Here is a 24,343-nt window from a genome sequence, read left to right as displayed (position 1 = left end):
AGATAACATTAAGCTTGTATTAAAATATAATTGATAGAATTAAAGGTTTTTAAATAAAATTAATAAGGACAAAAATTATGTATCTTTTTACTAGTGAAGTAGTAAGTCCAGGTCATCCAGATAAATGCGCAGATATCATAGCAGATAGTATAGTAGATGCTATTTTGATGAAAGATAAAGATAGTAGAGTTGCAAGTGAAGTTTTTGTAGCCGGAAAACATATCGTAATAGGCGGAGAGATAAGTTCTAAGGCTAAATTTAGCTTTAATGAATATGAAAATATCGTTAAAAATACACTTCGCAAAATAGGCTATACTGGTAATCCAAACTTTACTAAAGAGCAATGTTTGCATCCAGATGATATAGAAGTTCATGTGCTCTTAAATCAACAAAGTCCTGATATAAATCAAGGTGTAGATCAAAAAGAAGGTGAAATAGGAGCAGGTGATCAAGGTATAATGTTTGGTTTTGCTACAAATGAAACAAAAGAATTTATGCCTGCTGCTATAACTTATGCAAGAGATTTATGCGATAAAGTTTATAAATTTGCAAAAGCAAATCCTGATAAATTTGGTGTTGATATAAAAACACAAGTTACGCTTGATTATGGTAATAAAAGTAATTTTGAAAATTGCAAACCGCAAAAAATTCATACCATTGTAGTTTCTGTGCCAAGTGTGCAGACAATTAGCATAGAAGAAGTTAGAAAAATAGTTAGTGAGTTGATAGATACAGCAGGACTTCCAAAACACTTATATGATAAAGATAAAACTATTATTTATATAAATCCAACAGGAAGATATGTTAACCATAGCTCTTTACATGATAGTGGTTTAACTGGCAGAAAACTAATAGTAGACAGTTTTGGCGGATATGCTCCAATTGGTGGTGGGGCACAAAGTTCTAAGGATTACACAAAAGTGGATAGAAGCGGACTTTATGCAGCAAGATATATAGCTAAAAATATTGTCGCTGCTGGGCTTGCTAAAAAATGCATAGTTCAACTAAGCTATGCTATAGGTATAGCAAAACCAACTTCTGTTAGTGTTGATACAATGGGAACTTACGCAGACGGTATAGATGATGATATGTTATCAGATTTTGTAATGCAAAATTTTCCTTTGACTCCAAAATGGATTACAAATAAATTTGGATTAGATAAACCTAGTAAGGATACATTTTTATACGCAAAAGTTGCCGCAAATGGGCAAGTTGGGCATAAAGACTATCCTTGGGAACAACTTGATAGTGTAGATGCATTTAAAAATATCAAATCAAAATAAACCATATTTGCATTTTAATTTCATACAAAAATATAGCTAGATTTAATAAATGTTTAAATTTAGCTATAACTATCATTAAAATTTAAATTTAAATAAATAAATAAAATAGTAAAATTTCAATATATGTTAAATTTATGAGTTAAGGGAGTTGTAAATGGCTAAAAAAACCAAAATATTGTCTTTTTATTTTAAAGTAAATTTATTGAATAGGATTTTAATAGCTCTCGTTCTTGGTATAGCCCTTGGTATTGCTTTACCTCAAAATAGTGTAGATGTTATAGGTTTTTTAACTCCTTTTGGAGATCTTTTTATAAGACTTTTAAAAATGATTATAGTTCCAATTATAACATGTTCTTTGATAGTTGGAACTAGTTCTATTTCGCCTGCAAAATTAGGAAAAGTTGGCATAAAAGCGATATTTTTTTATTTTCTAACAACTCTTTGTGCTATTATAATAGGATTAGCTTGTGCTTTTGTTTTTGCACCTGGTGTTGGTCTTGATTTGAGCGATACCTCTGTTGCTATTAGCAAAACTTCGAATGCCCCAAGCATTAGTCAAATATTTTTAAATATGGTTCCTACAAATCCTTTTGAGTCTATGGCAAAAGCAGAGATTTTACCTATAATTACATTTTGTATGTTTTTTGGAATTGGTCTTGCGTTTTGTAAAGACAGCGACGATGAAAGGGTAAAAAGCGTAGCAAATACAGTTTATAACTTTTTTGATGGAATGAGCGAAATTATGTTTAAAGTTATAAAATGGGTTATGGAATATGCCCCAATTGGTGTGTTTGCTCTAATGTTTGTTGTGTTTAATAAAAATGGTGCTTCTGCTGTCGGACCTCTTTTAAATGTAACACTAAGTGTATATATTGGTCTTATTTTGCAAATTTTGTTAGTTTATTGTGTAGTATGTTTGATTATTGGTATTAGTCCATTAGAATTTTTAAAGAAAGCTAGACCACCTATGTTAACTGCTTTTGTTACAAGAAGTTCAAATGGAACTTTACCAGTTTCTATGGAAACAGTTGATCAAGATATGGGAGTTCCAAGAAGTATTTATGGCTTTGTGTTACCCGTTGGTGCAACTGTAAATATGAATGGAACCACTATTTATCTTGGCGTTTGTGCTATATTTATATCAAATGCATGCGGTATTGATTTGGGCATAGGTAGTTACATTACTATTATTATAACATCTATATTAGCTGCTATTGGAACAGCAGGTGTGCCTGGAGCTGGAGCTTTAATGCTACTTTTGGTCTTGGAATCAGTCGGTATAAAAGTTGAGGGAAGTGTTGGGATTGCTTATGGTATGATACTTGCAATGGATGCTATACTGGATATGGGTAGAACATCTATGAATGTTACAGGAGATATTATGGCGTCTGTCTGGGTTGCAAAAACTGAAAATGAGCTTGATATTACAAAATGGGAGAAAAAAATATGAGAAGAGTTGGTATAATTGGCGGCATGGGTCCTTTAGCAACTATTGATTTATATAAAAAGATAGTTAAGTTAACAAAAGCTAATTGCGATCAAGAAAATATCCCACTTGTTATAGACAATAACACTATAATTCCAGATAGACCATCTTATATATTAGATTATACCAAGCCAAACCCACTTCCAGATTTGATTCAAAGTGCTAATAGACTAAAAAATGCAGGTTGTGAGGCTATATGTTTGGCTTGTAATACCGCTCATTATTTTGTGGATGATATTATTAAACAAACTGGTGTAAAAGTTTTAGATATGCCAAAAATAACGGTAAATTCCATACTTAAAGATGTTAAAAATGTAAAAAATATATGCGTTTTAGCAACTAATGTCACAATTAGCACTGGGATTTATGAAAAAGAATTAAATAAAAATGGGCTAAATAGCGTGAAATTATCCAAACAAATACAAGAAAAACTTATGTCGTGCATTTATAATGGTGTTAAAGCCGGAAAAGTTGCCAAATACACTAATCTTTTTGAGGAGATTGTAAATAGCTTAGAAGCAGATTTATTTTTAGCTGCTTGCACGGAACTACCAATATTTTTACCACTTATAAAAACAGATAAGAAATTTATGGATCCAACACTAGAACTTGCTAAAGAGATTATTAAATTTTCTAGAGGATAGAATAATTTTAACTTTTTAATTTTTTAAAATTATGCTTATACTATTTTTATAAAAGTCCATATTAAATTTATATTATAAATACAAAGCCCATTATTCCGCAATTTTTAATTTATTATAAATATATACTATTGTTTTAAAACTAATATTAAACAAGAAAGTTATTTTTAGGGTATTTTGATAAAATCAGTTAGTAACAATTTTAATTTTAGGAGTTAATATGGGTAAAAAGGTTTATCTTTTTGCTACTTGTCTTGGCACTGCTATGATGGGAAAAACAGTTATGAGTGCTGTTTCTTTGCTAAGAAGAGAGGGTATAGAGGTGATTTATAAAAAAGATCAAACATGTTGTGGACAACCATCTTATAATACTGGCTATTTTGAAGAGACTAAAAAAATTGCTCTTTATAATGTGGAACTTTTTAAGGGTAATTATCCGATATTAGTTCCAAGTGGATCTTGTACTGGTATGATGAAGCATGATTATTTGGATCTTTTTAAGGATGATTCAAATTTTGATAAAGTAAAAGATTTTTGTTCTAGAATTTGTGAATTTGGCAATTATCTTGATCAGGTTTTAGATGTAAAATACGAAGATAAAGGTGAGCCTATCAAAGTAACATGGCACACAAACTGCCATGCTTTAAGAGTTGGAAAAAGCATAGAGAGTTCAAAAAATCTTATAAGAAGATTAAAAAATGTGGAATTTGTTGAACTTGAATATGAGGAAGAATGTTGCGGTTTTGGGGGTACTTTTGCTGTAAAAGAGCCAGAAATTTCAAATGCCATGGTGTTAGAAAAAATAAAAGATATAAAAAATAGTGGCTGTAAATATGTGATTTCTGCAGATGGAGGCTGTTTAATGAATATAGCCGGAGCAATGAGTAGGCATAATATAGATATTAAACCTATTCATCTATATGATTTTATCGATAAAAGATTAAAAGGAGAAGCTCTATGAATCACAAAAAAATAGTAGATCACGAGTTAAATAACGCTCAATTAAGAGAAAATTTATCAAATGCAATGCATGCACTTCAAAAAAATAAACAAAAAATTACCCAAAATAGATTTAATAATTGGGAAGAACAAAGGGAAGTAGGTAAAAAATCAAAAAATAAAATATTAAATTCACTTTACAATAGAGTTTTAGAATTTGAAGAAAATGCCAAAAAAAATGGTTATATAGTTCATTGGGCTAAAAACGGGGATGAGGCCTGTGAAATAGTTCATGATATTATGAAAGAAAAGGGTTTAGATACTATTTTAAAACAAAAAACAATGGCTAGTGAAGAAATTGGATTAAATCACTATTTACAAGAAAAAGGAATGACAGCCCTAGAAACAGATCTTGGTGAAGTTATCATTCAATTAATAGATGATAAGCCAGTTCATATAGTTGTTCCTGCGATTCATAAAAATCGTTATGAGATAGGCGAGATTTTTCATGATAAACTAGGAGCTCCAAAAGAAAGTGATCCTGAAAAATTAAACGCAATAGCAAGAGACTATATGCGTGAGAAATTTAAAAAACTCAAGATAGGATTAACCGGTGGAAATTTCTTAATAGCAAAAGAGGGCGCTATTTGGTTGGTTGAAAACGAAGGAAATGGTAGAATGTGCAATACTATACCAGATGTTTTGATTAGTGTTTGTGGTATAGAAAAAGTTGTTGATACTATAGAAGACGCAGCTACTTTAGTCGGATTATTAACTCCATCTGCTACTGGTCAATTCATAGCAAATTATAATAATATAATTTGTGGACCAAGAAGAGAAGGGGAGCTTGATGGTCCAAAAGAGTGTCATATAATTTTATTTGATAATCATAGAACAGATATGTTAGCACATGAAGAGTATTATGAAGCATTGAGATGTATAAGATGTGGAACTTGTATGAACTTTTGTCCAGTTTATGATAAAATAGGCGGTCATAGCTATCAAAGTGTATATCCAGGACCAATAGGCGAGGTTATAAGTCCTCAAATTTTTGGTTTAGATAAGCATGATGATGTTTTGACATTATGTTCACTTTGTGGAAGATGCTCTGAGGTTTGCCCTGTTAAAATACCTCTTGCAGATATAATAAGAAAACTTCGTAGAGATAAAATAGGTCAAGGTAAAAATCCTCCATATGGCGCAGAAAAAGTTGTTCATAACGGGTATGAAAAAATGATTTTCAAAGGATTTACATTTGCAGCAACTCATGGTTTTGTATTTAGAAAAGTGGCTGGAATGGCTATAAATTTTAACAATTTTATACATAAAAATGGTGAAAAATTGCCTGTTTTGAAAAATTGGTTTGCGTATAGAGATCTTTTTGAATTTGACTATAATTTAAATGAAAATATATCAAAAGTACAAGGAGTGCAATATGAGTAGTAGAGAAGAGATTCTAGAAAAATTAAAAAATAGTTGCGGCATAAAAAATTTTGTTCCAGAGATTACAAAAGATCCAGTAAGCTTTATAAAAGATGATGTTGATATGTTTAGTGAATTTAAAAATAGAATTGTAGAAAATAAATCTATTTTGCACGAGAATACTTCTGATATAGTTTCTGAGATAAACATGATTATAGAAAATGAAGGTGTTAAAAATCTAATTTATCCATCAAATTTACCTATTGATATAAATAGTTTAAACATAGATAACAAATTTGAGTTTAGTAAAAATATAGAAGAATTTAAAGAGAAAATTTTTGAATATGATGTTTCCATAATCCAAGCTAGATTTGGCATTAGTTCACATGGTGTTCTTTGTATAAGTGCATCTAAAGAGCAGCCAAGAACTTTAAGTTTAACTCCAAGAGTATGCATAGCTTTACTAAAAAAAGAAAATATTGTAAAAAGTCTAAGTGAAGCATTAAATAAAATCAAAGAGCAAGACGGAAGACTTCCAACAAATACTATCTTCATCTCAGGTCCATCAAGAACTAGTGATATAGAATTACAACTTGTAATAGGTGTTCATGGTTCACAAATAATGCATGTAATTTTGTATTGATAAAACAAATTCTAGATACTTTAAGTATCTAGAATTTAATAAGTTAAGCAGGTATAATAAAAGGTAAAAAGTGTGTTATTATATAACAAATCACGCCTATTGCTATTATAAATAATATTGAGTATTTAACAGTAAATCTAAACAACTCACTTTCTCTTCCAACTAATCCAACAGCCGCACAAGCAACTGCTATGCTTTGAGGACTTATCATTTTACCAACAACTCCACCAACTGAGTTTGCTGCCAAAAACATTATATCAGGTATGTTAAGTTGATGAGCTGTGACTTGTTGCAATGGTCCAAATAGTAAATTTGAACTTGTATCAGAACCTGTTAAGAATACACCAAGCCAACCTATGATTGGAGAAAAGAATGCAAATGCGTCTCCTGTATGCGATAGAGCAAGCCCCATAGTAGCAGCTTGGGCACTATTTTTTGCAATATATGCATAAGCAACAACTAGACCTATATTTATAACAGGGATAAACATCTCCCTTACTGTTTCGCTAGCTGCTTTTACTGCCATTTTTGGTTTAATTTTCAGTGCAAAAATAGTTAAAATTGCAGCAAAAAATATGGCTGTTCCAACTGAGCCTAGTAAATCAAATTTAAATACAGATTTTATAGATGTATCTTCTAAAACGATAGGAGCTGTTTGAATCATAGTCCCATTTATATAAGGCATACTTATGTTGAATGTAGAAAATGCTAATGAATTTTTTACAATAGGTAGTGTCCATAGTACAACGGTTATGATTAAGAAAATAAATGGTATCCAAGCAAGAAGTATCTGTTTTGTTGATAGGCTTGTTTCAGTGTATTCATCAGCACTTTTAACTCTAAATACATTTTTTACATGCCATACTCTTAAAAATAGTGTTGTACAAACAAGAGATACAATCGCAGATGTTATATCTGGAAGCTCTGGTCCTATGCTATTTGATGTTATATATTGAGTTATAGCAAATGACACTGATGCAATTGCTATAACTGGAAAAGTTTCTTTTACGCCTTTCATGCCATCCATTAAAAATACTATAAAAAATGGAACAAATAGTGTTATAGGAGGCAAAATTCTACCAACCATAGCTCCAACAGACACTGGATCAACTCCAACTGCGTGAGACATTGCGATAATTGGAATTCCAATAGCACCAAAAGCAACAGGAGCTGTATTTGCTATCATGCAAAGTCCAGCAGCATAAAGAGGTCTAAGACCAAGACCCATAAGTAGCGCAGCTGTAATAGCAACAGGACCACCAAAACCTATAGCACCTTCTAAAAATGCACCAAAACAGTAAGCAATAAGTATAACTTGTATTCTATGATCGGGAGTTATAGCTATAACGCTTGATTTAAGATATTCAAAGTATCCTGATTTTACAGATAGTTTATATAAGAATATAGCCGCTAGAATAATCCAAGCTATTGGCCAAAGACCATTCATAAAACCTTGAGAGAAGCTTAAAAATACCATAACTACTGGCATTTTATAAACAAACACCGCGATAAAAGAACTTAAAAGCACTGTAAATAAAGCTGCTTTCCAGCCTTTTAATTTTAGTACCACAAGTGATACAAAAAATAAAATGATAGGTAGCGACGCTACACCAGCACTTAACCAGATATTCCCAATGGGATCGTAAATCTGTTTCCATTCCATTTATTAATCCACCTTTTTTAGTTTAAAATATAAACATAAATGCTTATTGGTTAATTTTAATGTAAAATGTGTAAAATATATATTTGAAAATAAAATTAATTTATTTATTAATGTAATATTAATAAATTTTAAAAAATTTAAATGTAAAATTAATATATAAAATTATGGATTGTTTTATTTTTTTGACACAAAATTTGAGCCAAAGCTGGCTCAAATTTAGAGTATTTGGGATTCCATGTACTCTTCGTAAGTTCCTTTAAAGTCAGTTATTTCCCCGTTATCTTTTATCTCTATTATCCTATTTGCAAATGCATCTATTAACTCTCTATCGTGGCTAACGCAAATTACATTTCCAGCGTAGTTATAAAGCGCTTCTCCAAGAGCAATAATGGCTTCTAAATCAAGGTGATTATTTGGTTCATCTAATATTAGTAAATTTGGTTTTATTAACATAAGTTTGCTTAACATTACCCTATGTTTTTCGCCACCGCTTAAATCCCCAACACTTTTTTCTTGTTCGTCCCCACTAAAAAGCATTCTTCCAAGGCATTTTCTAATCTCATCTAAATCCTTGTTTTTAGCGTCTTGCAAATACTCATAAAGTTTTAATTCGCCTTTAATTTTATTATTTGTATCTTGTGCAAAATATCCTGGCTCGATTGTTGCACCTATATGGACATTTCCACTATCTGGGAGTATTTCTTTCATAATGATTTTACAAAGTGTAGTTTTTCCAACACCATTGTGCCCAATAACTGCTATTTTATCTCCTTTTTTTAGCTTTAAGTTAAAATTATTAAAAATTATTTTATCGCCAAATTTTTTATTTATATTTGTTAATTCCAAGATTTCATTGCCTATTTCTCTATTTAATTTAAACAAAATGCTAGGCTCTCTTCTGCTTGAAACTGCAATATCTTCGATATTTAGCTTTTCAAGCTGTTTTTGGCGACTTGTAGCTTGTTTTGCCTTACTTGCATTTGCGCTAAATCTTGCTATAAATTTATCCAAATCTTCTTTTTCTTTAAGCTTTTTCTCTCTTTGCATTTGAGCTTGTTTTTTGATAAGATTTGCTGCTATATACCAATCATCATAGTTTCCACTAAATTCACGAATTTTTTTGAAATCAACATCAAGTATATGCGTACAAACTCTATTTAAAAAGTGCCTATCGTGGCTTATGACCACCATAGTTCCCTCGTGCCTATTTAGCTCATTTTCTAGCCATGAAATCGCACTTAAATCAAGGTTATTTGTGGGCTCATCTAAAAATAAAATATCTGGTTTTGGAAAAAGCACTTGTGCTAATAAAACTTTAAATTTATCAGAGTTTTCAAGCTCACTCATAAGTTTATCATAGTTATTTAATCCAAGAGAGCTTAAAATTTTCTCTATTCTTGTTTCACATTCATATGTAGGGTCTTCTTCTGCTGTAATTATTTCAAGTTTGCTTAGTTTTTCATTTATCTCATCGGTAAATTCTTCACTCATATAAAGTTTTTCTTTTTCTTTCATAGCATTATAAAGCCTTTTGTTTCCATACAAAACCGCATCTTTTATAGTGAAATTTTCAAAAGCAAATTGATCTTGCCCTAAGGTGCCGGTTTTAAGACCATTTTCTATGATTATGTCGCCGCTACTATAATCAATATCGCCAGAGAGAATTTTTAAAAATGTTGATTTTCCAGCTCCATTTGCACCAATAAGTCCATATCTGTTGCCTCTATTTAGTTTTAAATTTACATCTTCAAACAAAATTTGTGTCCCAAATTTCATGCTAAGAGAATTAACTTCTAACATATCTTTCCTTGTATTATTTTTTGCAAATTGTAATCAAAAAAGTTTTTTTTGTCAAAAAATACTATATTTTATATTTTTTGATAAAATACATTGTTTAAAGGAAAAAAATGAAAAAATTTAAAAATATATTAATATCTATATCTTGTGCATTTTTTTTAGTATCTTGTGCTAAAAATCAAGAAGTTAAAAATACTCAACCATTAACTCAAGTTTGCGAAACTTGCAGCATAGATGAGCTTAGTTTGCTAAAATTAAATATAGATCAGAATGTAAATTCTTTAAATTCATATGATTTTAGTAATTATGTAATAAATGTTGATTTTACTAAAAAAATTGGTAATATTTTAGATAAAACTTTTATAAATTTGCCAGCAGATGAAGCTCTTTGGGGATTATCATATAAAAATACTATAAATAAAAAATATTATTCTCCAAATAGACATCAAATTTCAGATGAGTGGTTTGAAAAAATTCACGATAACGCAAACAAAGAAGCTTATAAAAGCGTATCAAGACTGGCAATTACTACAAAAAATACTCTTGTTAGAAATTTGCCTACAAGTGGGCCAATATTTCTTAGCTTTAATAAAGCAGGGGAGGGCTATCCATTTGATTATCTTCAATCATCTGTTTTACACATAGATTCGCCTGTTTTTGTTTCTCATTATTCAAAAGATAAAGCGTGGGTTTTAGTAGAAAGTGACGCACTTTTTGGATGGATAGATACAAGAGATATTAGGTATTTAAATGATATAGAAAAAAATGAGATAAAAAATTCAAATTTAATATCTGTTTTGGTAGATGATACGCCTGTTTATGATAAATTTGGAAATTTTTTGTTTGAAGCTAGAATGGGTGCGGTTTTAAGAGTTTATGATGAAAATGCAACGCATTATATGGGTAAAGTTTTTACGCAAAATGGACAAAATGAGTTTTACATTTCAAAAGATAAAGTTGTTAAATTTCCTGCTAAATTTAATAGTAAAAATTTAAAATATGCTATAAGTAGTGTTTTAGGAGAGCCTTATGGATGGGGTGGTTTTGGGTATTATAGAGATTGTTCTTTGTTTATAAAAGATCTTTTTGCTACTTTTGGGCTTTGGCTTCCAAGAAATTCAAAGCAACAAGGCAAAGTAGGGTATGTTGTAAATTTAAAAAATATGAGTAATGAAGAAAAACTTAATGTTATAAAAAAATATGCCGTTCCTTTTTTAACTATATTTTATATGCCAGGACATGTTATGCTTTATGCCGGAAATGTAGATGGTAAGCCTGTTGCCATTCATGACGCTTGGGGTATAAAAACAAAGGATAACTCAAGAGCGTTAATATCTCAAATTGCCATAACAGAGCTTGATATAGGAAAAGATAGAAATGATATAGATGAAAAAAGTCTTCTTCTTTCAAAAATTACTTCTATGAATGTAGTAGCAAAATCAAAAAACGATATTATCTCGCAAAATTATGGTGTAACTATAAAAGGAAATGAAATTATGTTTAAAGATGGTTCTAAAATGCCTTTTAAGGATAATAAAATAAATAAAAACTTTGATGAGCTTTTAGATAATCCTAGTGTTTTTGATATGTTAGCTTTGCCTTATTTTAGTTTTTCTAATGTAGGCAAAAATTTAAACAATGCTGGAAGATTTAGAAATGAAGAATTTTTTGGAAAAATTTATGGTAAGAATAGACAAGAGGTTGAAAAAAACTTAGTTGATATTATTTGGCTTAAAAATAGTGTAAATAAAAAATTTAAATTTAATAAGCAAAATGGTGCAGCAAAGGCTATTCAAAATGTCTCAGATGATTTGGATTTGCTTATAAAAAATAGACCTGAGTTATTAAAATATCTAAATAATCCATCCGGAACTTATAATTATAGAAAAATAGCCAACTCAAATAATCTAAGTTCACATAGTTGGGGCATAGCAATAGATATAAACACGAATTATTCGCATTATTGGCAGTGGAGTAAGAGTGGTTTATATGAAAATTCCATACCAAAAGAGATAGTTGATATTTTTGAAAGACATGGATTTATTTGGGGCGGTAGATGGGAACATTTTGATACAATGCATTTTGAATACAGACCAGAATTTTTTCAGTAATACATATTTAAATACATACAAATAAGGCTATAAATTTTTGTTAAAATTTATAGCTATAATTATCAAATTTTTACTTTTAACCAAAAATTTGATAATTATATAGTTTTTTATAAAACTTATAGTGTGATAATCAAAATAACAGACTTACTTAATTTAGTGTTTTTAAATTTTTACTAATAATATTATTAGTTTGGTATAAATTTTCGCAATATTAAAATTTGTATTTTATAAATTTTCATTACTAAAATAGATACTAAATATCACAATACATTTTCTTAAATTTATAGTAATGATTGCTATATCATTGCATTTAAAGTTAATTTTTAATAGATTTTAAAGAGTTTTTTATAGAATTTATCAATGTATCAAATTCGCCCGAATTTTGGAGTTTTAATAATTTATCGTTTATATTAAGCATATCCTTTGTGTATTGATGAGATATTATATCATTTATAAAAAATTCACTATCACTTTCATCATTTATTTTAAAAAGTTCTCTCCAAATATCTGTTATCCACCAGCCACATATTGAGATATTATCAAACTCGCTTAAGTGTTTTGTCTTTAAAAACATTGCTATATCATCACTTAAAGAACCATCGCTGAAAAAATCTCTATGCTCTTCATTTACTTTGATAAAAAGTCTATATCCAAAACCATTTATCTTATTTTCACAACAAATTCTAAACTGGAATGCATTGTTTTTATATTTTTTACAAGATATACAAAGGGGATGTTTTTGCATAAAATTTGGATATGAATTTAAACTTTCATCATCAATGCTAAGCTTCCAAATTTCGCTATTTGTTGATTTTAAAAATTCATTAAAAGATAGTATGAAAAAATTCTTATAAAGCAACTCTTGTTCATGAAATATATCGCTATTTGGATCAATGCTAGCTTTATAATCCTTAAATTTCACAAATTTCCCTCAAAACAAAGTTAGGCAATTATACCTAACTTTGTTTAAACTAAAATATATAAAATGCTCCAAAAATAATAAATGCTCTAAGACAAAAACCACCGATTAAAACAGCATATTCGCTATAAACACAGCTTTTTACTTCAACTACTGCTTGAGAATTTTTAGCTTTCATTATATATTTACTTGTGCCAATAAGTGGAAGCAACAAACCAACTAGTATAAATCCTATCCAAAACACAAATGCCAACGAACCTGACATAATTTTAGTTGTACTTTTTAAACCTGCCAACTCGCTAGAAACAGATGAAAATAAAAATATAATAGCAACAATTTCCAAAATAATCAAAACATTGTGCAAAGTATGAACTTCGTGAGTTAGTTCATTGCCTTTGTTTAAACTATATGCTGAATTTGCACTAAGTCCTGTCGATATTGCTGAAATAGTAAAAATTATTGGAACCCAAATACTAGCCCAAAGCGGAATAGCCTTAACAGTGTAAAGTAAAAGTCCAGTATAGCCCATAACTCCTAATGCTAACAATGAGCCTAAAAACAAAACTCTATCATTTAAAGCTTTTTTGTTTTTTATTGACCAAAATACTAGCAAAGTAACAATTATGAAAAATGTCAGCAAATATGTTCCTAAACTCATCATGGATGTAGGATGAGAATAAAGCTTGATGATAGCAAATGGATTTATAGCCGCACTTGGTGCTAAATCAAGCAAAAGTAAAATCGTTCCTACAATCACAGCAACAGGAGCTAAGAAAAATCCAAATTTATAAAATTTCTCATCCAAATTGCCCAAATAGCCTTTATATGCTAAAACTGAGCATAAAAAAGCACCACTTCCAAGACCTCCTAAAAATAGATATATGACTATCAGCCATCCCCAAATTTCTTGCTGCATTTTAAATCCTTTTTGTTTTTTAAAATTTTATTTAAAATTTCAATTTCATTTTTTAGATACAATTTTAAAAACTCTGCAAGATTCTTCCAAATTTCTAATTTTGATTCTTTTATGCAAAGTTCTATAAATTTATCAAACCATTGCGATGGATGAAGTTCTAAAAAGCTCTTTTTTTCTTGAATAATCTTAGCAAAATCATCCTCATCGTTTAAAGCTTTATAACTCATAAAATATAAATATTCAAACTCATATCCTATAAAATCATCAGGAAATTTATCAAATTTCTTAACCCTTAGACCAGCTCGTTCATAAAAATCCCTCACTTGCATAGTTTTTTCGCCAAACATATTGTGATAGTCGAAATAAACTGATTCATACGGCACAGCTTTTGGTCTTGCAGGTCCTACAAAAAGTCTATTAAATTCCCATCTAGCTTCATCTAAAAATTCTTGAATTTTAGCCTTTTGTAAATCATTTATAAAAGGATGTGTTTTATAAATTTCATCTAAATTTATAGAAATATTTAAAATTTCATCTAAATTTTTCTTATCAAAATCAAATAAAAATATCCTTCTACAAATATCTTCTACGAGCAAACTATTAGCTAAAATTTCTTTCATTTTTTATCCTTACTTAGTGAAATTTGCACTTTTGATTTTTGGATAAAATCTAATATTTGGTTTTGTAAAGCTATGTACAAACCCTACCATCTCTTTTTGCATACCAGCACTATCGCTAAGATCGCTTGGAACTAATTTTAAAACCCCAACAGGACAACACTCAACGCAAGCTGGTTCTTCTCCTCTTTGTAATTTTTCAGAACAAAGATTGCATTTTTGTGCTTTTTTATCTTTGCCTTTTGTAATAGCGCTATATGGACATGCTAAGATACAATACCCACAGCCTATACATCTATCATGTATTGGTTCAACAACTCCATTATCAAGCTTTTTATAAGCTCCAACTGGACAAACATGCAAACAAGTTGGATTATCACAGTGATGACAGGATCTAGAAAGATACATATCTTTAGCTATGCCGTCTTCATGAATTTTTATCCTATCTACATGACGCCAGTTAATATCTGGATCTTGATTATGATAAACTTGACAAGCAATTTCACAAGCTTTACAACCTATACAAAAATTTTGATCAAATAAAAATCCTAATTTTTTCATCTTACACCTCTAATTATGCTTTTTAACTTCAACGAAATTAGCCGCATATGTTGAGCCATCGCCTAAATCGCTGATTCCATCAGAACACAAAATATTTGCAACTGTTTTTGAATTTGTGGCTTTTGCCCAAACATGTCGCCATGCATAAGTTAAACCAGGCTTCATCTCGTTTGACTCTACGACACAAAATATCGCCGTTCCTTTTTCGTTTGTAACCTCTACAATATCGCCATCTTTTATGCCACGATCATCCATATCTTCTTTTGTCATGAAAATCATCGCTTCGCCGTTTCTAACCATTCTTTTTACAATATAAGGCATACTTCCCCAGTTTGTATTATCTTGAAGTTGGCTTCCAGGAGTCATGAAAAATAGTGGATATTTTTTTACATATTCTTTACCATAATGCTTTTCATAATAATCCTTATCAGTTCCAAGATCAATAACAGGATGGTATCCTGCATCTTTAAATTTCTTGGAATAAAGCTCGCATTTTCCACTCTGGGTGCCAAAAGTTAAATTATCTTTTGGTGCGTATGGATAGTGTGGATGTAACTCTTTCATCGTTTCAGGGGTTCTAAATGGTTTAATTTGACCTGTGGCTTTTAGTTTTTCATAAGTTATATTTTGACCTTTTGCAAACTTAGTATCTAAAAATTTCCTACAAACAGTCTCACTATCCCAGTCAAAACACTCTTCTGTATAGCCCATAGCTTTTGCAAGAGCGTTGAAAAATTCCAAATTTGTCTTAGCTTCGCCAAGTGGTTTTACAGCCTGAGCGTTATAACAAACATATCCTGAAATTTGATCATTTTGTATATCTTCGCTCTCCATAAACGTAACTCCTGGTAAAACATAATCAGCCCAGTCGCAAGTATCAGTATTGTATGGATCAATCACAACTAAAAAGAAATCATCTTCTATAATTCTTTTTTTAATTAAATTTGTATTTGGTGCTGTTGTCATCAAATTTGAGTTGTAATTTATGCAAGCTTTTATAGGCACATTTACAGGCTTACCAAGGCAAGTTGCACCTTCTTTTTGGATACCTTTTCCAAATTCCACATAACTTACTCTTTGCCTTTCTATTTTGTTACCAAACTCATCTTTTGGCGATAAATCAGGCATACAATTTTCAAAATTAAAGCACCCGCTTACATGCACATACGCCCAAAATAAACCTCCGCCTTGTTTGGTCAAAGCTCCAACTAGCACAGGCAAAAATGTAACCGCTCTAACAAGTCTTGCACCATTATAATGTCTTTGTCCGCCATCGCCATGCATAATAGCTGGATTTTTAGCTTTTGCATAAAGTCTTGCAAATACTTTTATCTCATCAACGCTAACCCCGCACATATTTGCAAGTTCTAAATATGTATATAATGAACACTCTTTAACTAACTCATCAAAGCCCATTGTATATTTTTCAACAAATTCGTGATCATAAAGATCTTCTTCGATGATAAATTTACAAACTGCTAAACAAAAAGCAGGATCACTTGATGGTTTGATTTGTATAAACATATCAGCTTGATTTGCAAGAGGGATTCTAATTGGATTTATTACAATGATTTTTCCACCTCTTTTTTTAACACGATGAGCAAATCTTATCCAATGCACGGCTGTATTTGACTCATTTGAACCCCAGCTAATATACATATCTGATTCATCGATTTCTAATGCATCTTTTGAATAATCAGTTCCAAGAACGCTAGGAGTTCCTGCGTATCTAGGCCAATCGCAAGGATTTCTAACAAGCCTTGTAGCACCATATTTTTCAAAGAAATTTCCAGGTGCTATTGTTTTTGAAATATGCCCTTCATTTCCTGAATATACAAACTCGGTTAAAGCTTCACCGCCAAATTCCTCTTTTATTTTAGTTAGTTTTGCGGCAATCTCTTTTAAAGCTTGATCCCAGCTAATTTTTTCCCACTTTCCTTCGCCTTTTTTTCCAACTCTTTTCATTGGATGCATAATTCTATCTGCATTATAAAGGTGCAATGGATAGGTGTGTCCTTTAACACAAACGCTTCCTTGTGTTAAAGGGTGTTTTGGATTTCCTTTCATAGCAACCATTTTTCCATCTACAACCTCTGCTACGATTGAACAAGCATCACGACAATTCCTAGGACAGGTTAAGTAGTGATAAGTTGTATCTTTTTTGCTGTGAATTTTAGGTTTAAAATCAACTTCAAACTGCTCCATAGCAAACAAATTTGGAGTTCCGCTAGCAATAGCTAAAACTCCAGTTTGCTTTAAAAATTCTCTTCTTTGCATAATTTTTATCCTTATTTCATATCAAAGATATAAACTTTATTTTCTTTATTATTTCTTGAAAATATATAAAATTTATTGTCTTTAATGCTTAAAGCAACAGGATTTGGAACATTTGCAAAACTATAAGCATCAATTAAACTCTTGCTATTAATATCAAGTTTTAAAATAGTAGAGTAGTTTTTGCTTAGCAAATATGCACAATCATCCAAAATATCCACGCCAACTATATAAAATTCGCCCAAATTTCTATTTTCATCAATGCTTAAATTTCCTACTATTTTTGGTATATACTCTTCAAGTATCATTTTATCATCCGCGTCAAAAACAGCAACACTCCAATAATCTCTCACATCATTTGGCACACTCACACTTAAAAATATATTTTTGCTCTCATCATAATCAAAGCCTAAAATATATTGCTGCTTTGCTCTAAGGGTAGAAAATCTATTTTTTTCTTTAAGTTTCCACTTATCATAGCCTTTTAAAAGATGTTTCCACTGCTCATTTTGCTCCTTTTCATCATTTATATCAATCGGTTCGTAAATAACAAAACTTTTGTTATAGCTTATCATCCCAACATCACTTTTATACCAAGTTGCCCCTACTGTTTTTTCCATTTCTAGCATAAAATGTCTATCATGTTTGGCATACCTTAGGGCTTTAAAATTTTCATCAGTGATATAAAATTCATTTTCTTTGCTAACTAGGGCAAATTGCTTTGTAGCACTATCATAATCAGCTCCTAAAATAGCATTATCGTTTTCTAAATTTATGCTTATTTCTAAAACAGCAGGATTTAAAGCCGTAACTCCTTTTAAGGGTGAGTTTTGACTACTTAAATCAAACTCAAATCCAAAACTAAAACTTACAATGCAAATTAAATAAAATAATTTTTTCATAATCTCTCCTTAAATCACCATTATTCAGGCAAATCTGGAAGCTCTGGATTCCAATCAAATCTAAAGTCAAATGCACTTTCCCAATGATCTTTTTCCCAAAACCATTTATTAGTATCCAAACTCATTCTTGCTGGCGTGCTTGAAGCAAGATAGGGTGGAATTCCTGATGTTACAAAAGCTTGAATGCAATTAAAAGCGATAATTACTATAAACACAATGTTGGCAACTTTACCTAAAAAAAGATTTTTTAATTCTTTTTCATACTCGTTGTTTGAACTTTTTTTCATAATTTCAGCGATATGTTTGCTATTTAAAATAAAAATTAGACCTAAAAATAGCAAGACACAAAAATTTACAACAACTACCCAAAACTGAGTATGAGCCCCGAAAATTTCAAGACCAAAACCTTGTTTGATATCTAAATATCCACCAAAAGTTCCATCTATACTATAATGGATAAATCCGTTAAATAGTCCCCAACAAGCCATAAATATTAAAGCTGCAAAATATGAGGCTTTAAAGCCATATCTAACAATGAAAAGACCAATAAATGCGATAACTATCATAGTAATTCTCTCAGCCCAACACATAATACAAGGACTATCACCCATGCCAAATCCCAAAACTATACAAGCAATCCCAACTGGCAAAGCCATAAGTAAAATCACAGCTACCGCCATTTGATTAAAAAAATTTTTCTCATAATCAAGCATTTTTAACTCCTAAAAATTTCCAATAGGTACAACAACCCAAGCATTCACATAAAACTCAAGTACAACAAGTATTAAGCATGCAACAAAACCACAAGTAGCAGCTATACGCTTCTTTTCTGGTTTAAGATATATAATCAAAGACGCTATTAATAGTAAGACTAATTGTAAGAATTCCATCTTTACTCCTTAAATGAGATTTAATTTATATTATTAACTATTAATTTAAAGTATAATATTATTTTTTATTTAAAATAAACTTAAAAAATAGTATTTTTTATAAAAAAATATAATTTTATTTAAATTTATTATTTAAAAAATATAATTTTATATAATTTTTTATGTTTTTAAGTAAATTTTAATATTATAAAAAAGTGGATAAAAAGTATAAATAGAAATTTGTAAATTTTTAAGAAAATGATTTTTGGAGTTTTTATATGAAGGTTTAAAAGATTAAATTTTACAATTTTCTTCTGATGGATATAATGTAAGTCCATAATCTTTAGACTCTACATCCCAAAGATCTAAATTTGCTTTTTTAGATAAGATATATTCAAATCCTTTTTGTGTTAAATTTATGCATATTTTAAAATCTTGTTTATTTACAAAAACTATGCTTTCAAAAAAGTGAGAAAAGCAAATCACTTCATTGTTATTTGTATCAAAATTTACCGATTTATTTAGTAAAAGTTCCATATTGTTTAGCATTTTAAATAAAATATCACAAGATTGGAATTTTCCAAAACGCTCAAAATAAGGTTTTAAATTTTCATTATTTAAAGTTATTTTTTTGCTTAAATTTTGATTTAATTCTTGATTTATTATACCAAAGAGATAAATAAAAGCATTTTGATTTTGATAAATTTTGCCTTGAGTATTTTCTAGTACCACAAATCCATCTTTTGCTATATGTTTTTCATTTTTATAGTAAAAATTTAAATTTGAAATTTCATCTTTAAATTTTTTCTTTCTACTTAGTGGGATATAGTCCATTATTCCCATTTTATCAACTATAGCTTCTATTCTTGTACCGCCATTTAGTTGATGTTGCATAAAGTACCTTACAAAACTACCTTTTTCTTCACTAAAACTATTTAAATACTCAATTTTATCAAGGTAAGCACATTGATATAAATTTAAAAATGTAGAATTTAATTTTATTTCTACTTCATCTGGTATATCGCCGTATTTTTGTAGTTTTGAAATACTTATATAATCAATAATGCTCATTTCATCTTGAATTTTATCTTTAACAAAAATAGTAATTTTTACATCTTTTAACTCATGAAATCTTTTTATAGTATCAACTCCTGTTTTTGTAATGTTTGTTTTAAATTTCTTAACAAGGTCTGATTTTTTAATCTTAAAAGTAAAATCTCTATTTTTAAGTTTATTTTGAGAAAAAAGCATATAAAGTAGCGTTTCATATATCATCAAGTGAGAATATGTTAAAAATGTATTTTCAATCATAATTGAGTAATAACAGCGAGTTATATGGTATTTTTTATTATTATTTAAAAATTCATTAAAAACTTTACCACTACTATTTGGATATAGTTTAAAAACATCATAAGATTCTAAAAAAATATTTTCCATATATTTACTTTCAAAAATTTAATAATACTAAATTTTATCTTACTTAGTCTTAAATAGTGTTTTATGTAGTTATTTTTATAATAATTATGTTTTATTTATGTATTTAAAATCTTATAATTTTTTGCTATAAGATTTAGTAGCTTGATTTAATATTAACAAAAAAGTTTATTCATTAAGAAATCATCAAGCTGAAAAATCAAAAATTTAATTATATAAATTTAAAATATAACCTATCTATGTTTTGATAGAGTAGGGCTTTAAAATTTTCTTTTTGATTCATTAGTTCTGCTTTTAGCTCAGTTTCAAATTCTTCTCTATTTAAGCTCTCATAGGCTTTTGATATTACATAATCAAAGCCAAACCAAGTGGTTATGGCTAATAACGGAACGCAAACTATACTAGCTGGACCACAAAGAGCTCCGCTTGTTCCGGCACTAAGACTAGTGCTACTTTTTAATGCCAACTTTGCTCCACTTTTTGCAGCGAGTTTTGCCCCAGTTTTTAGAGCTGTTATTCCGCCTAGTGTTAAAACGGAATTTATTCCAAATTTTAATTCATAACTTTGCATATCTATAATAGATATAATTTTTGTCGTATCGTATTTTATGGCGTTTTCATTTGCAATATTACTTATATCTTTTTTTAAATTATCTAAATTTAATAAAATTATATTTGTTATATCGTCATTTAAGTTTACAGGAAAGCTACTTTTAATAATATCATCAAATTTATTTTTATAAAAAATTGATGCGTTTTTATCAATGGCACCATGATAAAGCTTTACATAATCACTATACCAAGCATATTCAAAATCAGCTATATTTTTAACAGCTTTATCTATGCTAAGCTCATAAATTTGATCTATATAAATGTCTATTGCATTTTTGGTATTCATTAAATTTTGACTTATTGCAATATTTATTTTATTTTTTAAATTTAGTATAATTTGTTCGCTTTGAAGCTTATTTTCATAATTTTGATTTAAAAATGATGTTAGAAAAAATATCAAAACACCAAATGCTAGAACAAAAATAGTTTGTAAAAAGTACCCAAATTTAAAGCTATTTTTCTTATCTTTTTTTGTAAATAAAAACGAATAAATATGCATAATTGCGATAAAAAATACAAAATAATTAAAACTAAAAATAATTAAAACTATTATTTTTGCAAATTGTTTTTGTATTGTTGTGTATAAAAAATTTTGTATATTTTCTATAAAACTATTTACTGCCAATATTTCATTTATCAAAACGCATTGGGTATTTATTGTTTTTAGTATAAAAATTTCGGATAAATTTACATTTTTATAAAGCATAAAATTTATAAAAAATATCATAAAAACAATGGTTGAAACAGTACTTGAAATATAAATTATAACTTTTTTAAGGCTATAATTCGCCATCCTGAACTCGCGCATTAGTTTTTTCATAACTATAAATTTGGTAATTATAAAAATCAAGGGTAGAGCAATAAAAATATACAAAAAAATATAATTATTTATATTTGAAAAGTTTATAATCAATATAGTTGTAAAAAATAGAGCTTTTATAAAAGATGATACGCTATGGCTTAAATTTCCGCTTAAAAAAGGTTTTATTTTGCTGTTTTTTCTAAATATTGCGTAGTTTAAAAATCTTTTTTTGATAATATTATAAGAAAAAATTTCATAACCAAATACTAGTAAAAACATGGTAAAATACAGCAAAAAGCCAATGCAATTTAATTCTTCAAAAGTAAATACAAAAGATATTAATGTAAAAAAGATTAAAATTTTAAGTAACGAGTTCATAGTAAATTTAAGCATCTCTATATTTAAGAGATGCTTAAAAAGGCATGGTGGAATTACATCATACCACCCATACCACCCATACCGCCCATGCCACTCATATCAGGCATAGCTGGTTTGTCTTCTTTTATATCGCTAACTGTTGCTTCTGTTGTAAGAAGTAAACTTGCAACACTAACTGCATTTTGTAAAGCAACTCTAGCAACTTTTACAGGATCTATAATCCCTGCTTCAAACATATTTACATACTCGCCTTTTGCTGCATCAAAGCCGTAGTTTTCATCTTTATTTATCTCAACTGCATTTGCTACAACACCAGCATCAAAACCAGCATTTTCAGCGATTTGTCTAAGTGGAGCACGAAGAGCTCTTTTTACTATATCAGCACCTATTGCTTCATCGCCGCTTAAATTTAAATTGATTTTTGATCCAGCTTTTATTATAGCTGCACCACCACCAATTACTATACCTTCTTCAACTGCTGCTTTTGTTGCACTTAGCGCATCATCAACGCGGTCTTTTTTCTCTTTCATTTCTGTTTCAGTTGCTGCGCCAACTTTTATAACAGCAACACCACCGCTAAGTTTTGCTAGTCTTTCTTGTAATTTTTCTCTATCATAATCACTTGTTGTTTCGGCAATTTGAGCTTTTATTTGATTAATTCTTGCATCAATTGAAGCTTTTTCACCTTTGCCATTTACTATAGTTGTGTTGTCTTTGTCTATTACAACTCTATCAGCTTCGCCAAGATCGCTAATGCCAGCACTTTCAAGTGTTCTTCCAAGCTCTTCGCTAACTACTTCTCCGCCTGTTAGGATAGCTATATCTTCAAGCATTGCTTTTCTTCTATCACCAAAACCAGGAGCTTTTACAGCAGATATATTTAAAACACCTCTAAGTTTATTTACAACTAGTGTAGCAAGTGCCTCACCCTCGATATCTTCAGCTATTATAAGAAGAGGTTTTCCTGATTTTTGAACTTGCTCTAAAACAGGTAGTAAATCTTTTAAATTTGTTATCTTTTTATCAAAAAGCAATATATAAGGATTGCTTAGCTCAACTGTCATTTTTTCTGAGTTTGTGATGAAATATGGGCTTAAATATCCTCTATCAAACTGCATGCCCTCAACAACATTGAGCTCATCATTTATTGATTTTGCCTCTTCAACTGTTATAACACCATCTTTACCAACTTTTTCCATAGCATCAGCTATAAGTGAGCCAACAGCCTCATCTGAATTTGCAGAAATTGTAGCAACTTGTGCTATCTCTTTTTTATCTTTTACTTTTTTTGACATATTTTTAAGCTCAGCTATGATTGCCTCAGCAACTTTGTCCATACCTCTTTTTACTTCGATTGGATTTGCACCAGCTGTTATATTTCTAAGACCTTCTTTGAATATTGAATGAGCTAAAACTGTAGCAGTTGTTGTGCCATCTCCCGCTTGATCATTTGTTTTGTTCGCTACTTCTTTTACTAGTCCTGCACCCATATTTTCTATAGTATCTTTTAGCTCTATCTCTTTTGCAACACTAACACCATCTTTTGTAATAGCTGGAGCACCAAAGCTTTTTTGTATAAGCACATTTCTACCTCTTGGCCCCATTGTTACTTTAACTGCGTCATTAAGTTTTTTTACGCCATCATAAAGTCTATTTCTTGCATCATCTGAAAAAATTATCTCTTTTGCCATCTTTTATCTCCTTATTTTATAATACCTAAAACATCATCAATACTTAAAACTAAGTATTTTTTATCATCTAGTGTTATTTCTGTTCCGCCATATTTTGCGAATATAACACTATCTCCTTCTTCTATACCTTCAACTTCTTTGCTAACAGCAATTACTTTTCCGCTTAAAGGTTTTTCTTTAGCATTATCAGGTATAATAATGCCTGTAGCAGTCGTGTTTGTTTCTTCTACGCGTTCTATTAAAACACGTTTACCAAGTGGTTTGAATTTCATTTTGTTTCCTTTGTTAAAATAAATTTATTAGCACTCTTTTGCTTTGAGTGATGAAATTATATGATAATTTTTATAAAATGTCAATAGTTATACAAAAAATTATCATATAAT

General features: G+C 29.6%; 21 protein-coding genes. 7 read left to right on the top strand and 14 right to left on the bottom strand.

Going from position 1 to position 24,343, the window contains the following annotated elements:
• The first annotated feature begins 77 nt into the window (after window positions 1-77).
• The 6 genes from metK (at window position 78) to CSPB_RS04215 (ending at window position 6,414) form a co-directional block, all read left to right on the top strand.
• A complete protein-coding gene (gene metK, locus CSPB_RS04240) occupies window positions 78-1,283 on the top strand; it encodes a methionine adenosyltransferase (protein WP_089193278.1) in 1,206 nt (401 codons plus the stop codon).
• A gap of 154 nt (window positions 1,284-1,437) precedes the next feature.
• Complete coding sequence (locus CSPB_RS04235; protein WP_089193277.1) at window positions 1,438-2,733, top strand: dicarboxylate/amino acid:cation symporter; 1,296 nt, start codon at window positions 1,438-1,440, stop codon at window positions 2,731-2,733.
• The gene (gene cuyB, locus CSPB_RS04230) at window positions 2,730-3,413 is read left to right on the top strand and encodes a cysteate racemase (RefSeq protein ID WP_033915826.1); all 684 of its coding nucleotides are present in this window, start codon (window positions 2,730-2,732) and stop codon (window positions 3,411-3,413) included. Before CSPB_RS04235 ends, cuyB begins: the two co-directional genes overlap by 4 nt.
• Window positions 3,414-3,630: 217 nt before the next feature.
• Window positions 3,631-4,371, top strand: a complete 741-nt coding sequence (locus tag CSPB_RS04225; RefSeq protein ID WP_089193276.1) for a (Fe-S)-binding protein — start codon at window positions 3,631-3,633, stop codon at window positions 4,369-4,371.
• Window positions 4,368-5,792: a LutB/LldF family L-lactate oxidation iron-sulfur protein gene (locus CSPB_RS04220; RefSeq protein WP_089193275.1), complete on the top strand. Its 1,425-nt coding sequence runs from the start codon at window positions 4,368-4,370 to the stop codon at window positions 5,790-5,792. The genes CSPB_RS04225 and CSPB_RS04220 overlap by 4 nt, the downstream gene beginning before the upstream one ends.
• Window positions 5,785-6,414, top strand: a complete 630-nt coding sequence (locus CSPB_RS04215) for a LutC/YkgG family protein (protein WP_089193274.1) — start codon at window positions 5,785-5,787, stop codon at window positions 6,412-6,414. The genes CSPB_RS04220 and CSPB_RS04215 overlap by 8 nt, the downstream gene beginning before the upstream one ends.
• Window positions 6,415-6,457: 43 nt before the next feature.
• On the opposite strand, the gene CSPB_RS04210 is transcribed toward CSPB_RS04215, so the two are convergent.
• Both CSPB_RS04210 and CSPB_RS04205 read right to left on the bottom strand, forming a co-directional pair.
• Window positions 6,458-8,077 (bottom strand): lactate permease LctP family transporter, encoded by a 1,620-nt coding sequence (locus CSPB_RS04210; RefSeq protein ID WP_033915649.1) that lies wholly within the window; start codon window positions 8,075-8,077, stop codon window positions 6,458-6,460.
• A 216-nt stretch (window positions 8,078-8,293) separates the two neighbouring features.
• Window positions 8,294-9,877 carry an ABC-F family ATP-binding cassette domain-containing protein gene (locus CSPB_RS04205; RefSeq protein WP_089193273.1) on the bottom strand — a complete coding sequence of 528 codons (1,584 nt, stop codon included), beginning with the start codon at window positions 9,875-9,877 and terminating at the stop codon, window positions 8,294-8,296.
• Between the two features lie 107 nt (window positions 9,878-9,984).
• On the opposite strand from CSPB_RS04205, the gene CSPB_RS04200 reads away from it, so the two are divergent.
• Entirely contained in the window at window positions 9,985-11,985 is a 2,001-nt protein-coding gene (locus CSPB_RS04200) for a bifunctional C40 family peptidase/M15 family metallopeptidase (protein WP_089193272.1), read from the top strand.
• Window positions 11,986-12,301: 316 nt separating this feature from the next.
• Here the strand turns inward: CSPB_RS04200 and CSPB_RS04195 are convergent, their stop codons facing one another.
• The 12 genes from CSPB_RS04195 to groES form a co-directional block, all read right to left on the bottom strand.
• Entirely contained in the window at window positions 12,302-12,907 is a 606-nt protein-coding gene (locus CSPB_RS04195; RefSeq protein ID WP_089193271.1) for a hypothetical protein, read from the bottom strand.
• Between the two features lie 49 nt (window positions 12,908-12,956).
• Entirely contained in the window at window positions 12,957-13,820 is an 864-nt protein-coding gene (gene nrfD, locus CSPB_RS04190) for an NrfD/PsrC family molybdoenzyme membrane anchor subunit (protein WP_089193270.1), read from the bottom strand.
• Window positions 13,793-14,440 (bottom strand): TorD/DmsD family molecular chaperone, encoded by a 648-nt coding sequence (locus CSPB_RS04185; protein ID WP_089193269.1) that lies wholly within the window; start codon window positions 14,438-14,440, stop codon window positions 13,793-13,795. Before CSPB_RS04185 ends, nrfD begins: the two co-directional genes overlap by 28 nt.
• Window positions 14,441-14,449: 9 nt before the next feature.
• On the bottom strand, window positions 14,450-14,998 hold the full coding sequence (locus tag CSPB_RS04180; RefSeq protein ID WP_089193268.1) for a 4Fe-4S dicluster domain-containing protein: 549 nt from the start codon (window positions 14,996-14,998) through the stop codon (window positions 14,450-14,452).
• 9 nt (window positions 14,999-15,007) lie between these two features.
• Window positions 15,008-17,275: a molybdopterin-containing oxidoreductase family protein gene (locus tag CSPB_RS04175; RefSeq protein WP_089193267.1), complete on the bottom strand. Its 2,268-nt coding sequence runs from the start codon at window positions 17,273-17,275 to the stop codon at window positions 15,008-15,010.
• An 11-nt stretch (window positions 17,276-17,286) separates the two neighbouring features.
• Complete coding sequence (locus CSPB_RS04170; RefSeq protein ID WP_089193266.1) at window positions 17,287-18,174, bottom strand: hypothetical protein; 888 nt, start codon at window positions 18,172-18,174, stop codon at window positions 17,287-17,289.
• Window positions 18,175-18,194: 20 nt separating this feature from the next.
• Complete coding sequence (locus CSPB_RS04165; RefSeq protein WP_089193265.1) at window positions 18,195-18,887, bottom strand: disulfide bond formation protein B; 693 nt, start codon at window positions 18,885-18,887, stop codon at window positions 18,195-18,197.
• A gap of 9 nt (window positions 18,888-18,896) precedes the next feature.
• Window positions 18,897-19,064 carry a hypothetical protein gene (locus CSPB_RS08655; RefSeq protein ID WP_193625319.1) on the bottom strand — a complete coding sequence of 56 codons (168 nt, stop codon included), beginning with the start codon at window positions 19,062-19,064 and terminating at the stop codon, window positions 18,897-18,899.
• Window positions 19,065-19,337: 273 nt separating this feature from the next.
• On the bottom strand, window positions 19,338-20,480 hold the full coding sequence (locus tag CSPB_RS04160; protein ID WP_089193264.1) for a hypothetical protein: 1,143 nt from the start codon (window positions 20,478-20,480) through the stop codon (window positions 19,338-19,340).
• Window positions 20,481-20,688: 208 nt separating this feature from the next.
• On the bottom strand, window positions 20,689-22,269 hold the full coding sequence (locus CSPB_RS04155; protein ID WP_151899140.1) for a hypothetical protein: 1,581 nt from the start codon (window positions 22,267-22,269) through the stop codon (window positions 20,689-20,691).
• 53 nt (window positions 22,270-22,322) lie between these two features.
• Complete coding sequence (gene groL / locus CSPB_RS04150) at window positions 22,323-23,960, bottom strand: chaperonin GroEL (protein ID WP_033915660.1); 1,638 nt, start codon at window positions 23,958-23,960, stop codon at window positions 22,323-22,325.
• An 11-nt stretch (window positions 23,961-23,971) separates the two neighbouring features.
• Window positions 23,972-24,232 (bottom strand): co-chaperone GroES, encoded by a 261-nt coding sequence (gene groES / locus CSPB_RS04145; protein ID WP_089193262.1) that lies wholly within the window; start codon window positions 24,230-24,232, stop codon window positions 23,972-23,974.
• Window positions 24,233-24,343 lie beyond the last annotated feature (111 nt).

It is taken from the genome of Campylobacter sputorum (genome assembly GCF_002220775.1).
Taxonomy (GTDB): domain Bacteria; phylum Campylobacterota; class Campylobacteria; order Campylobacterales; family Campylobacteraceae; genus Campylobacter_F; species Campylobacter_F bovis.
The sequence above is the reverse complement of the archived record's forward strand: the minus strand, read 5'-3'. Positions and strand labels throughout refer to the sequence as shown.

Excerpts from the sequence above, each read along its gene's own strand:
- metK (WP_089193278.1), top strand. The coding sequence starts at position 78 with ATGTATCTTTTTACTAGTGAAGTAGTAAGTCCAGGTCATCCAGATAAA.
- CSPB_RS04235 (WP_089193277.1), top strand. The coding sequence starts at position 1,438 with ATGGCTAAAAAAACCAAAATATTGTCTTTTTATTTTAAAGTAAATTTA.
- cuyB (WP_033915826.1), top strand. The coding sequence starts at position 2,730 with ATGAGAAGAGTTGGTATAATTGGCGGCATGGGTCCTTTAGCAACTATT.
- CSPB_RS04225 (WP_089193276.1), top strand. The coding sequence starts at position 3,631 with ATGGGTAAAAAGGTTTATCTTTTTGCTACTTGTCTTGGCACTGCTATG.
- CSPB_RS04220 (WP_089193275.1), top strand. The coding sequence starts at position 4,368 with ATGAATCACAAAAAAATAGTAGATCACGAGTTAAATAACGCTCAATTA.
- CSPB_RS04215 (WP_089193274.1), top strand. The coding sequence starts at position 5,785 with ATGAGTAGTAGAGAAGAGATTCTAGAAAAATTAAAAAATAGTTGCGGC.
- CSPB_RS04210 (WP_033915649.1), bottom strand. The coding sequence starts at position 8,077 with ATGGAATGGAAACAGATTTACGATCCCATTGGGAATATCTGGTTAAGT.
- CSPB_RS04205 (WP_089193273.1), bottom strand. The coding sequence starts at position 9,877 with ATGTTAGAAGTTAATTCTCTTAGCATGAAATTTGGGACACAAATTTTG.
- CSPB_RS04200 (WP_089193272.1), top strand. The coding sequence starts at position 9,985 with ATGAAAAAATTTAAAAATATATTAATATCTATATCTTGTGCATTTTTT.
- nrfD (WP_089193270.1), bottom strand. The coding sequence starts at position 13,820 with ATGCAGCAAGAAATTTGGGGATGGCTGATAGTCATATATCTATTTTTA.
- CSPB_RS04185 (WP_089193269.1), bottom strand. The coding sequence starts at position 14,440 with ATGAAAGAAATTTTAGCTAATAGTTTGCTCGTAGAAGATATTTGTAGA.
- CSPB_RS04180 (WP_089193268.1), bottom strand. The coding sequence starts at position 14,998 with ATGAAAAAATTAGGATTTTTATTTGATCAAAATTTTTGTATAGGTTGT.
- CSPB_RS04175 (WP_089193267.1), bottom strand. The coding sequence starts at position 17,275 with ATGCAAAGAAGAGAATTTTTAAAGCAAACTGGAGTTTTAGCTATTGCT.
- CSPB_RS04170 (WP_089193266.1), bottom strand. The coding sequence starts at position 18,174 with ATGAAAAAATTATTTTATTTAATTTGCATTGTAAGTTTTAGTTTTGGA.
- CSPB_RS04165 (WP_089193265.1), bottom strand. The coding sequence starts at position 18,887 with ATGCTTGATTATGAGAAAAATTTTTTTAATCAAATGGCGGTAGCTGTG.
- CSPB_RS08655 (WP_193625319.1), bottom strand. The coding sequence starts at position 19,064 with ATGGAATTCTTACAATTAGTCTTACTATTAATAGCGTCTTTGATTATA.
- CSPB_RS04160 (WP_089193264.1), bottom strand. The coding sequence starts at position 20,480 with ATGGAAAATATTTTTTTAGAATCTTATGATGTTTTTAAACTATATCCA.
- CSPB_RS04155 (WP_151899140.1), bottom strand. The coding sequence starts at position 22,269 with ATGAACTCGTTACTTAAAATTTTAATCTTTTTTACATTAATATCTTTT.
- groL (WP_033915660.1), bottom strand. The coding sequence starts at position 23,960 with ATGGCAAAAGAGATAATTTTTTCAGATGATGCAAGAAATAGACTTTAT.
- groES (WP_089193262.1), bottom strand. The coding sequence starts at position 24,232 with ATGAAATTCAAACCACTTGGTAAACGTGTTTTAATAGAACGCGTAGAA.